Below are 10,124 nucleotides of genomic sequence, written 5' to 3'. Positions count from 1 at the left end.
GGCCCGGCGTGGGGAAACGATCAGGCGCCCTGCTGACGGCGCGCCCGCTCCTCGTTGCGCTCCTTGATCCGGACGGTCTCCTTGCGGACCTCCAGCTGGGTGGCCCGCTCCTTCTGGAGCCACTCGGGGAGTTCCTGCTTGAGCGCGTCGATCTGCTCGGTGGTGAGCGGTTCGGTGATGCCGCCCCGGGCGAGGCCGGCGATGGAAACGCCCAGCTTCGACGCGACCACCGGTCGGGGGTGCGGACCGTTCTTGCGCAGCTCCTGGAGCCAGGCGGGCGGGTTGGCCTGGAGCTCGTTCAGCTCGGTGCGCGAGACGACACCCTCCTGGAACTCTGCGGGGGTGGCCTCGAGGTACACACCCAGCTTCTTCGCCGCGGTCGCGGGCTTCATCGTCTGGGTGCTCTGGTGCGACGTCATGGGTCAAGGGTATCGAGCGCACGGGCGAGCTCCGACCAGGGCGGCTACCGGTAACCTGGCGGGGTGACAGGCACGGACGCTTCTTCCTCGGACTCCCGCACGGATTCCCCCGCGAACACCCCCGCGGACCCTCCTGCGGACACCCCTTCGTTCCGGCTCGCGTACGTCCCGGGAGTGACGCCCTCGAAGTGGGTCCGGATCTGGAACGAGCGCCTGCCCGACGTTCCGCTCACCCTCCACGCCGTGACGCCGGCCGAGGCCTTCGGGATGCTCCGGGAGGGAGCGGCCGACGCGGGTCTCCTCCGGCTTCCCGTGGACGGGGACGACCTCAGCGCCATTCCGCTCTACACGGAGACGACGGTCGTCGTCTTTCCCAAGGACCACCTGTTCGCGGCGGCGGAGGAGGTGACGGCGGAGGACCTCGCGGACGAGCTCGTCCTGCACCCCCTCGACGACACCCTCGGCTGGGACCGACCGCCGGGCCGCCCCGCCCTGCAGCGCCCCGGGACGACCGCCGACGCGATCGAGCTGGTCGCGGCGGGGGTCGGCGTGCTCGCCGTCCCGCAGTCCCTCGCGCGCCTGCACCACCGCAAGGACCTGACCTACCGGACCCTCGTCGACGTCCCGCAGTCACGCGTGGCCCTGTCCTGGCCGGCCGTGGACGAGGCCCCCGATCTGGTGGAGGAGTTCATCGGCATCGTGCGGGGCCGCACGGTGAACAGCACCCGGGGTCGTCGCGCCGAGGAGAAGAAGGGGCAGAAGCAGCCCAGGGAGCAGAAGCCCACCAAGCCGTCGCGGTCGGGGAAGTCGGGCGGCGGTTCCCGGACCGGGGGGAAGCCCGCGTCCTCCCGCAAGAGCACCGGTGGTGCGGGGCGCGGTCGTGCCGGCAAGCCCCGGCGGGGACGCGGCTGACCCTCCCGGTGTCCGCACGGCGGACGCGCGCCACCGGTCCGTTCCTCCCTCGGCATACTGACCGCTCCTGATCATCCAGATCGTGCAGGAGGAGCTTTGGCCGCCAGTTTCAGGACCGTCGTCGAGGTGGGACCGGACCACCTCGAACAGGCCCGGTCGATCGACCGGGTGTTCCAGGAGGCGATCGCCCCGGCGACCGTCAACTTCGATTTCGAGGCGATCCGGGAGGCCGCCTCGGCCGTCCCGGACAGCGATGTGGTGCGGATGGTCCGGGGGTGGGGCCTCCAGGAACACGCCCCCGTCCTCGTGATGGTCCTCTCCCTCAAGGAGGCCGTCCGCCAGGCACTGCCCGCGGAGTGCGCGGAGGCCGGGTTCTGGGCCACCGTCGAGCAGGAGCTCGTCCGGGCCTTCACCGGCCTCGCCGGCCAACAGGGGGAACCCGGACTCTCCTTCTACGAGGAGTCCGAGCACCGCACCCGCTTCTACCGGGACCTGTTCTTCGCCCTCCAGGACGAGGAGACCGGGGAGCACCTGTACGCCCTGGCCTTCTGCGTCGACGTGACCGTCGAGCTGCCGAAGGCCGAGGTGCTCGTGCTCGAACTGACCGACGTCGTGCCGTTCGCGGTGCGGCTCAACGCGATCGTGCTCCGTCAGGCCCTGAGCGTCTCCGTCTGACCGGAGCGGCCCGTTCGCACCGGCCCGCCGTCCCGGGCCGGACCCCAGCGGTCCCGCCGTCCCGGGCCGGACCCCAGCGGTCCCGCCGTTCCTGCTCAGCCCGACAGTCGCAGCCGCCCGCCGCCCGCCGCCGCGACCAGCTCCGGCACCGTGGCGAGCTTCACCCGGGGGCGCCCCGCCTTCCGGCCCCGCGCCCGTTCGGCCCGCTCGATCGACGCCAGGCCGCGTGCGTCGACGAGCCCCCGCCCGACCCGCTCCCGAAGGAGCCGCCGGAAGTCCCGGGAGGTCCCCGTGGGCGCCGGCAGCCTCCCGTCGACCGCATCCGAGAGCAGCGCTCCGACCGTCTCCTCCGCGCACGACCGGTTGGCTCCGATGCCGCCCGAAGGACCGCGCTTGATCCAGCCGACGACGTAGTTGCCGGGCGCCCCGACCACCCGCCCGGACGCGTGCGGCACGGTGCCGGTCGACTCCTCGAACGGCAGCCCCGCCAACGGCACGCCCCGGTAACCGACGGCCCGCACCAGCAGCCCCGTACCGATCTCGGTGGCGGCGGTCGTTCCCCCCTCCGTCACCCGGACCGCCCGCACGGCGTCGTCGCCGAGCGCCTCGACCGGGGCGGAGTGGAAGCGGAGCACGATCCGACGCCGGCTCCGCGGCGGGGCCGCAGCCCAGTCCACCGCCTCCCGCGCCAGGCCCCGGAGGAGCGCCGCCTTCGCGCGCGGCCCTGCAGCATCGATCGCCGCGCCCGTACGGGGGTCCGCGTCGTCGACGACCAGGTCGACTCCGGGCAGGTGCTTCAGGGCGAGGAGTTCGGAGGTGGTGTACGCGGCGTCCTCGGGACCCCGGCGGCCGAGCAGCACCACCTCGCGGACCCGCGCGTCGTGCAGGGCGGTGAGGGCGTGGTCGGCGATATCCGTGCGGGCGAGGTCCTCGGGATCCGTCACGAGGACGCGGGCGACGTCGAGGGCGACGTTGCCGGTGCCCACCACGACGACCCGTTCGGTGGGGAACCGGACGGCGTCCGCCGCCGTCTCCGGGTGCGCGTTGTACCAGGAGACGACGGAGGTCGCCGAGACGCTGCCCGGCAGGTTCTCGCCGGGGATGCCGAGCCGTCGGTCGGAGGACGCGCCCACTGCGTAGACCACCGCGTGGTGGTGTGCGGCGAGCTCCTCGGTGGTGACGTCCCGGCCGACCTCGACCCCGAGGCGCACCTGGACCCGGGGGTGGCCGTGGAAGCGGGCGAAGGCCTCCCCGGCTCCCTTGGTCGCCGGGTGGTCCGGTGCCACGCCGTAGCGGACCAGTCCGCCGGCGACCGGCAGCCGGTCGATCAGCGTCACCTCGGCATTGGTGTGCAGCAGGAGGTCTTCGGCGGCGTACATGCCGGCCGGTCCGGTGCCGACGATCGCGACCCGGATCGGTGCGAAGTCGGCGGGGATCGAGCGGTCGAAGGCCGGCTCGCCCCAGGTGTGGAAGTTGGGCGAGGCCAGGACCGGGGCGGGCGTGCGGTCCGCGTAGTAGGCGGCGTTGATCCCCTCGTACTCGCGCAGGCGCCCGGCGAGACGGTCGGCGGGGAAGATCGCGTCGACGGGGCAGGCATCGGCGCAGGCGCCGCAGTCGATGCAGCTCCTCGGATCGATGTAGAGCATCTCCGTGGTGCCGAAGTCCGGTTCGTCCGGCGTCGGGTGGATGCAGTTGACCGGGCAGACGGCGATGCAGGTGGCGTCGTTGCAGCAGGTCTGGGTGATGGCGTAGGTCATGTCGTCGGCTCAGCTCGGATCTTCGGGAGGGGATCAGATGAGGTTCGCGCGCTTGTAGAAGAAGAGCGCGGGCCGGGTCAGCAGACGGGCCGAGGCGAGGAATTCCATGAGTCCGGCGCAACTGGCCCGCATCTGCGCCTTGTAGTGCTCGTTGGCAGCCGCTTCGCGGCGGGCGCGCACCGGGTCCAGGCCGGCCCGTGCGTACACCTCGGGGCTGACCAGGCTGGTGACGATGTAGTACGAGGCGATCGCGATGACCAGGGCGTGGAAGTGACGGCGCGCCGGGCCCGCGTGCGCCAGGTGGCGGCGGGTCTCGTCCCGGGCGAACTTCATGTGCCGGGACTCCTCGACGACGTGGATGTTGTTGATGGTGCGGACGAAGGGGACGACCCGCTCGTCGCGCATCCAGTCGCGCTGCATGACGTCGAGGACCTCTTCGGCGACCAGGATGCCGGCGTAGGCGGCCTCCCCGAAGCCGACGGTCTTGAAGGCCCGGCCCAGTTCGAGCACCGCGCGCTTGGGGCGGTAGGCGGGCGCGCCGAGCTTCTGGGCGCCGCGGGCGAACATGATGGAGTGGCGGCACTCGTCCGCGATCTCGGTGAGGGCCCATTGGAACCGCGGGTCGGTGGGGTCCTTGGCGTACATGTCGCGCAGCACCATCTGCTGGAGGATCATCTCGAACCAGATGCCGGTGCTGGCCACCGAGGCGGACTCCTGGCGGGTCAGCTCCTTGCGCTGTTCCTCGGTCATCTCGTTCCAGTAGGCCGTCCCGTACAGGCTGTTCCACTCCGGGCTCTGGCCGTGGAAGTCCTTGTCGAGGGGGGTGTCCCAGTCCACCTCGACGGCGGGGTCGTACGAGAGCTTGGCGGCCGACAGGAGCAGCCGCGCGGCGACGTCGTGGTCTTCGTTGTCCGGGCGAACGGTGCTGCTTGCCATGGTGCGGCTCCTTGGGTCGCGCGTGCGGCTCGGGCTCTTGTTAGACATCGCGTCTAGCAAGCTTGTTAGACGGAACGTATAGCAAGCGCCCGGGGGAGGCCTACCCCCCGGTACGGACTTTTTCTCCCGGACCCGCAGCGGACGCGCGAACGGGGCCGGAGCCCTGGTGGCTCCGGCCCCGTCTCAGGGGTCACGCGATGCGGAAGGCGCTTATGAGAAGGTCAGGTTCCATGCGTCGATCCGGCCCGTGTCCCGCCTCGCGTTGTCGTTCACGCGGAGCTTCCAGGTGCCGTTCGCGACCTCCGACGAGGCGTCGATCGTGTAGGTCTGGACGATGTCGTCCGTGCTGCCGCCCGAGCGGTTGTGCAGCGTGTACACGGTGCCGTCCGGAGCCACCAGGTCGACCTTCAGGTCGCCGATGTAGGTGTGCTTGATGTCGACGCCGACCTTGAGGTCGGCCGGGGCGTTGCCCGCCACGCCGCTCACCGTGATCGGGCTCTCGACCGTGGTGTTGTCGTAGATCGCGACGTCCGTCAGGTTCTCGAAGTACGTTCCGGGGGGCGGGGTGAAGCCGCCGACGGCCTTCAGGGCGTCGACCGCGCCCTCGCCGAAGAAGCCGTTCTTGGCCGTGGTGCCCGTGCAGCGGGAGTCCGAGGGGCACGCCCGGTCGGTGGCCTGCGCGGCGAGCTGGTCGCGGATCTGCGCCGGGGTGAAGGTCGGGTTCACGCTGGCGATCAGGGCGGCGACGCCGGCCACGTGCGGGGAGGCCATCGAAGTGCCGCTCTTGCTGCCGTACTTGCCGCCCGGGAGCGTGGAGTACACCTGGGTGGATCCATCGCCGCCCGGCGCGGCGATGTCGATGACGCCGTTGCCGAAGTTCGAGTACGAGGCCTTGGCGCCGCCGCTGGCCTGTGCGGCGACCGTGACGACGCCCGGCAGCTCGGTCGGGATGTCGATGCAGGCGTTGGTGAGGGTGCGGGTGACCGGGGTCGAGTCGTTGGGGCTCTCGGAGTCGGTCGTCTTGTTCGCCAGGTCGTAGTTGGAGTTGCCGGCGGCGGCCACCTGGAGCGACCCCTTGCCCTCGGCGTACTCCTGGGCCCGGCGGACGCCCTCGATGATGGCGGCCTGGTCCACGTTGTCCGGGCAGTTGAACTGCCACGGGTCCGTGTAGTAGCTGTTGTTGGTGACCTTGAAGCCGTGGTCACCGGCCCACATGAAGCCGCAGATGGTGTTCTCCGCGAAGAACAGGCTGCTGTTCGGCTCGGCGATGCGGACCGAGGAGATCTTCACGCCCGGAGCGACTCCGACGACGCCCTTGCCGTTCTTCGCCGCCGCGATCGTGCCCGCGACGTGCGTGCCGTGGGTGCCGATGTCGCGCCACGCGCCCGTGCGGGTGTCCGCCTTGCCGTAGGCGCAGGAGGCGGAGTCGGCGGCGTTGAAGTTGGGTGCGATGTCCTGGTGTTGGTCGTCCACGCCGGTGTCGAGGACGCCGACCTTCACCGACGCCGAACCGGTGGTGACCGCCCAGGCCTGGTCGGCCTTGATCTGGGTCATGTCCCAGCGGTTGGACTCGGTCAGGGTGGTCGTGGACTGCGCCGGGTTGGCCGGGAGCGCCGGGTCGTAGGCGTCGGCGGGGACGTCGGACGTCCGGGTCGCGCCGACCTGCTGGACGCCGCTGACCGTCCGCATCGAGCCGGCGAACGAACCGGACGTCGAGTGCGCCACGATCACACCGATCGCGTCATAGGTCGCGAAGACCGAACCGCCGTTGCTCGCCACGGCGCTGCTGACGGCCGAGGTTCCGCCGGGGGCGGTGATCACCAGGTACGCGCGGGTGCCGGCGGCCCAGGCGGTCTGCGCCGCGGGCTTGGCGGCAGTCCTGCCGGCTGCCGGTGCTGCGGTGTTCGTCGTCACCGTCGTCGCCCCCGCCGAAGTGACCGCGACGGGCGCGGTGTCCGACGGTGCTGCATGGGCGAATCCGCCGGGGCCGGCGAGCGCCACGGTCGTCCCGAGGGCCGTGACGGCGAGGGTCGAGGTTATCGACCGGGTGGATATGAGGGAAAACAATGCGTCCTCCGATGGCCCGGTGACGCGTGTGACGCCTGCCGGGCCCTGTGATGTGTGGGGTGGAGGCAAGATCCCAGACTCATCGCGCGGAGGGAAGCGTTCTGTCCGAAAAGCCTGTCCATGTGATGCACTGTTGATCTTTTCGGGTCGGGAAGGTGAACGGATCGGTGATTCGTCCCGTTCGTTCTCGCCCTGCTCCGGGTGTTGTTCGGGCAGATGGTGCGCCGGCGTACGGGGTGCTCGCGTCCGCCGGGCGGCCCGATTGCGGGCGCGGGGCCGCCCGTGTCGACCGTCGGGGTCATCCGGGGGCGGTGCTTGCCGCAGGGGCCGGTGGTGGCGGTCGGGTGCGTCCGTGCGGGAGTCGCTTCCCGAAGTGCCTTGCCCGAAAACCGAAGTGCCTTGCTTCGGGAGCGAGTCGTCACCGCGGAAACTCACGGGGTGGACGTCCGAAGGGGCGTCTACGATCGGGCTGCCGCATGCGTGATCGATGTCGAAGGATTCCCCGTGAAGCTGCCCGGCCCGCTGCACGTCCTCAACGAAGGCATGGCGTTCGTGCTGGAACTCGCCGCTCTGGCCGCCCTGGCCTGGTGGGGGTGGGGCATCCCGGAGGGCCTGCTGCTCCGACTGTCGTCGGCGTTCGTCGCGCCGGCGGCGGCCGCCCTCCTCTGGGGCCTGTTCGCCTCGCCCAAGGCCCGGGTCACCCTGCCCCTTGCAGGGGTCCTGGCGGTGAAGGCCCTGGTCTTCGGCGCGGCGGCGGTCGCGCTCCACGGTCTGGGTCGGTCGGAGTGGGCCGTCGCCTTCGCCCTCGTGGCGCTCCTCAACACCACCCTGGCGTCGATGGACCGGCGGGCCGCGATGCACCGTGGTGGTTGAGCGCGGCCCCGCCGGGGGAATCGGCCTTCGGGGCGGTCGGCAGGGGGCTTCGGGGGCCGGGTTTCGGGACCGTGGTCGTCCTTCGCGGGTCGCCGCTCAAGGGCGCGGCCAGGGGCGGCCTTCGAGGCGCTCGATGTCCCGGTTGAAGCGTTCCAGGTAGCCGGCGAAGCGGTCCACGTCCTCGGGGGACCAGTCTTCCATCACCCGCTCCAGGCCCTCGATGTTCGCGTTCCGGTCGGCCCGGAGGCGGCGCTCTCCCTCCTTCGTGATCCGGAACTTGCGGGCGATGCCGCCGTCCGGGTCCGGGATGCGTTCCACGACTCCGGAGCGGAGCATCGCGGCCGTTTGCCGGTTGAGGGTGGAGGCGTCGAGGCCGAAGGCCTCGCTGAGTTGCCCGATGGACATCGGGCCGTGCATGCGGATGCGGCTCAGCAGGACGTAGGCGCTGCGGTCCAGGTTGCCGCCGGCCGCGCGCGGCCGCGGCGCGTAGAGGTGGGAGTGCCGGCCGAGCAGCATGGTCTCGAACTCGACCAGATGGGTGGGCTTGTCCACGGGCTTGTCCATGGCGCCATTCTCTCCCGCGATCCGCGAGTATGCATCATGCATGACTTGTGTATGAAGCCATTGGTGTGCATGATGCACAGGCGGGATGGCGTCATCCCGAAGAACCGAGGAGAAAACGTGGACGGCTCCCCAGCCGATGTCCGACCCGGAGGCGTCGTCGGCGTCCTCGCGCTCGCCGGCATCGTCGCCGCGCTCATGCAGACCCTGGTGGTCCCGCTCATCGGCGACTTGCCGAAGCTGCTCGGCACCGATGCCGCCGACGCCTCCTGGGTGATCACCGCCACTCTGCTCGCGGGAGCGGTCGCCACCCCCGTTGCCGGCCGGCTCGGGGACACGCTCGGGAAGCGGCGGGTCCTGCTCGCCTCCGTGGTCCCCCTCGTCCTCGGCTCGATCGTCTGCGCCCTCGCCTCCTCGGTCGCCCCGATGGTCATCGGCCGCGGACTCCAGGGCCTCGGCATGGGGGTCGTGCCACTTGGCATCAGCCTGCTCCGCGACGTCCTGCCGCCCGAGAAGCTCGGTGGCTCCATCGCCCTGATGAGCGCTTCCATGGGGGTGGGCGGGGCGCTCGGCCTGCCCTTCTCCGCCGCCGTTGCCGAGCACGCCAGTTGGCGCGTGTTGTTCTGGGTCGCTGCCGGACTGAGCCTCCTCGTCGGCGTTCTGATCGGGCGCGTCGTCCCTGCCGGGCAGCGGGGCGTCGCCCCCGGCCGCTTCGACCTGCCGGGCGCCCTCGGCCTCGGCATCGGGCTCGTCTCCCTGCTGCTCGCGGTCTCCAAGGGAGCGGCCTGGGGCTGGGGCAGCGGCACCACCCTCGGTCTGTTCGCCGCGGCGGTCGTCGTCCTGTCGGCCTGGGGTGTCTGGGAGCTGCGCATCACCGACCCGCTCGTCGACCTGCGCATCACCGCCCGCCCGGTCGTCCTGATGACGAACGTGGCCTCGGTCCTGGTCGGATTCGCCCTGTACGCGCAGTCGCTGGTCGTTCCCCAACTGTTCCAGTTGCCCGAGGCGACCGGCTACGGGCTCGGACAGTCGATGATGGCCATGGGACTCTGGATGGCCCCGGCCGGCCTGATGATGATGCTCCTGGCCCCCCTCGGGGCCAGGCTCTCGGCTGCCCGCGGTCCCAAGACCACACTCTCCGTCGGCGCGCTCGTCATCTCCGCCGGATACGGCTCCTCCCTCGCCCTGATGGGTTCCACCTGGGGCCTGCTGGTCGTCACCCTCATCTGCAACACCGGAGTCGGACTCGCCTACGGAGCCATGCCGGCCCTCGTCATGGGCGCGGTCCCGCAGCGGGAGACGGCCTCCGCCAACAGCTTCAACACCCTGATGCGTTCGATCGGCACCTCCGCCGCAGCAGCCGTCATCGGAGTCGTCCTCGCCCAGATGACGACCCCCCTCGGCGGCCGCGTGCTGCCTTCCGAGAACGGCTTCCGGGTCGCCATGCTCGTCGGCTGCGGGGTCGGCCTCGTCGCCGCCGTGATTGCCGCGCTCATCCCGGCCAGGGGCCAGCTGCAGGCCCGTGCCGTCGCTTCCGAGCTGCAGGGATCGTTGCCCCGCGCGTGACGGAACGGGGCACGGTGCGGCCAGGTCGCCGGGTCCACACCTCGACCGCCGAGCCGAAGAGCACCCGCCGGGCCGGAACGCCGGCGCTCACAGGAGGCCAAGACCCGACGCCACGGCCTCGGGGGCATGGGCGAAGTCCGGCCGCGGCAGCACCGGAAGGCCGTTCGCTTCTCCGAACCGGCGCACCTGCGGAGGCCCGGCCGAGGCGGAGGGCTGCACCGGCTCACGGCGAACGCGGTGGAAGCCGGCACCCGAGCGGTGGCCCGGGGGCCCCCCCCCGCCGCCCGGCCCCCCCCCCCCCCCCCCCCCCCGGGGGGGGCACCCCCACCGGGGCGCCCCCCCCCCCGCGGGGTGTTAT

At 71.6% G+C, this 10,124-nt stretch carries 9 protein-coding genes; 4 read left to right on the top strand and 5 right to left on the bottom strand.

Annotated elements, in window-relative coordinates:
- Positions 1 to 20: 20 nt before the first annotated feature.
- Positions 21 to 419: a DUF5997 family protein gene (locus tag ACFW2Y_RS31715; RefSeq protein WP_384885963.1), complete on the bottom strand. Its 399-nt coding sequence runs from the start codon at positions 417 to 419 to the stop codon at positions 21 to 23.
- A gap of 63 nt (positions 420 to 482) precedes the next feature.
- Here ACFW2Y_RS31715 and ACFW2Y_RS31710 point away from each other — a divergent pair, with 63 nt between their 5' ends.
- Both ACFW2Y_RS31710 and ACFW2Y_RS31705 read left to right on the top strand, forming a co-directional pair.
- Positions 483 to 1,331, top strand: a complete 849-nt coding sequence (locus ACFW2Y_RS31710) for a LysR family substrate-binding domain-containing protein (protein ID WP_384885961.1) — start codon at positions 483 to 485, stop codon at positions 1,329 to 1,331.
- A gap of 96 nt (positions 1,332 to 1,427) precedes the next feature.
- Positions 1,428 to 2,006: a Type-2Aa cytolytic delta-endotoxin gene (locus ACFW2Y_RS31705; RefSeq protein ID WP_384885960.1), complete on the top strand. Its 579-nt coding sequence runs from the start codon at positions 1,428 to 1,430 to the stop codon at positions 2,004 to 2,006.
- 95 nt (positions 2,007 to 2,101) lie between these two features.
- Here the strand turns inward: ACFW2Y_RS31705 and ACFW2Y_RS31700 are convergent, their stop codons facing one another.
- The 3 genes from ACFW2Y_RS31700 to ACFW2Y_RS31690 form a co-directional block, all read right to left on the bottom strand.
- Positions 2,102 to 3,763, bottom strand: coding sequence for an FAD-dependent oxidoreductase (locus ACFW2Y_RS31700; protein WP_384885959.1), 1,662 nt, complete (start codon positions 3,761 to 3,763; stop codon positions 2,102 to 2,104).
- A gap of 33 nt (positions 3,764 to 3,796) precedes the next feature.
- Positions 3,797 to 4,699 (bottom strand): diiron oxygenase, encoded by a 903-nt coding sequence (locus ACFW2Y_RS31695; RefSeq protein WP_384885957.1) that lies wholly within the window; start codon positions 4,697 to 4,699, stop codon positions 3,797 to 3,799.
- A gap of 210 nt (positions 4,700 to 4,909) precedes the next feature.
- Positions 4,910 to 6,700 (bottom strand): S8 family serine peptidase, encoded by a 1,791-nt coding sequence (locus ACFW2Y_RS31690; protein WP_384885964.1) that lies wholly within the window; start codon positions 6,698 to 6,700, stop codon positions 4,910 to 4,912.
- Between the two features lie 570 nt (positions 6,701 to 7,270).
- On the opposite strand from ACFW2Y_RS31690, the gene ACFW2Y_RS31685 reads away from it, so the two are divergent.
- On the top strand, positions 7,271 to 7,639 hold the full coding sequence (locus ACFW2Y_RS31685) for a YrdB family protein (protein WP_384885955.1): 369 nt from the start codon (positions 7,271 to 7,273) through the stop codon (positions 7,637 to 7,639).
- A gap of 96 nt (positions 7,640 to 7,735) precedes the next feature.
- Here the strand turns inward: ACFW2Y_RS31685 and ACFW2Y_RS31680 are convergent, their stop codons facing one another.
- Positions 7,736 to 8,203: a MarR family winged helix-turn-helix transcriptional regulator gene (locus ACFW2Y_RS31680; protein WP_384885953.1), complete on the bottom strand. Its 468-nt coding sequence runs from the start codon at positions 8,201 to 8,203 to the stop codon at positions 7,736 to 7,738.
- Between the two features lie 117 nt (positions 8,204 to 8,320).
- On the opposite strand from ACFW2Y_RS31680, the gene ACFW2Y_RS31675 reads away from it, so the two are divergent.
- Positions 8,321 to 9,766 carry an MFS transporter gene (locus ACFW2Y_RS31675; protein ID WP_384885952.1) on the top strand — a complete coding sequence of 482 codons (1,446 nt, stop codon included), beginning with the start codon at positions 8,321 to 8,323 and terminating at the stop codon, positions 9,764 to 9,766.
- Positions 9,767 to 10,124 lie beyond the last annotated feature (358 nt).

This window comes from Streptomyces sp. NPDC058877 (genome assembly GCF_042742855.1).
GTDB lineage: Bacteria > Actinomycetota > Actinomycetes > Streptomycetales > Streptomycetaceae > Streptomyces.
This window is presented reverse-complemented; position numbering and strand designations above follow the sequence as displayed.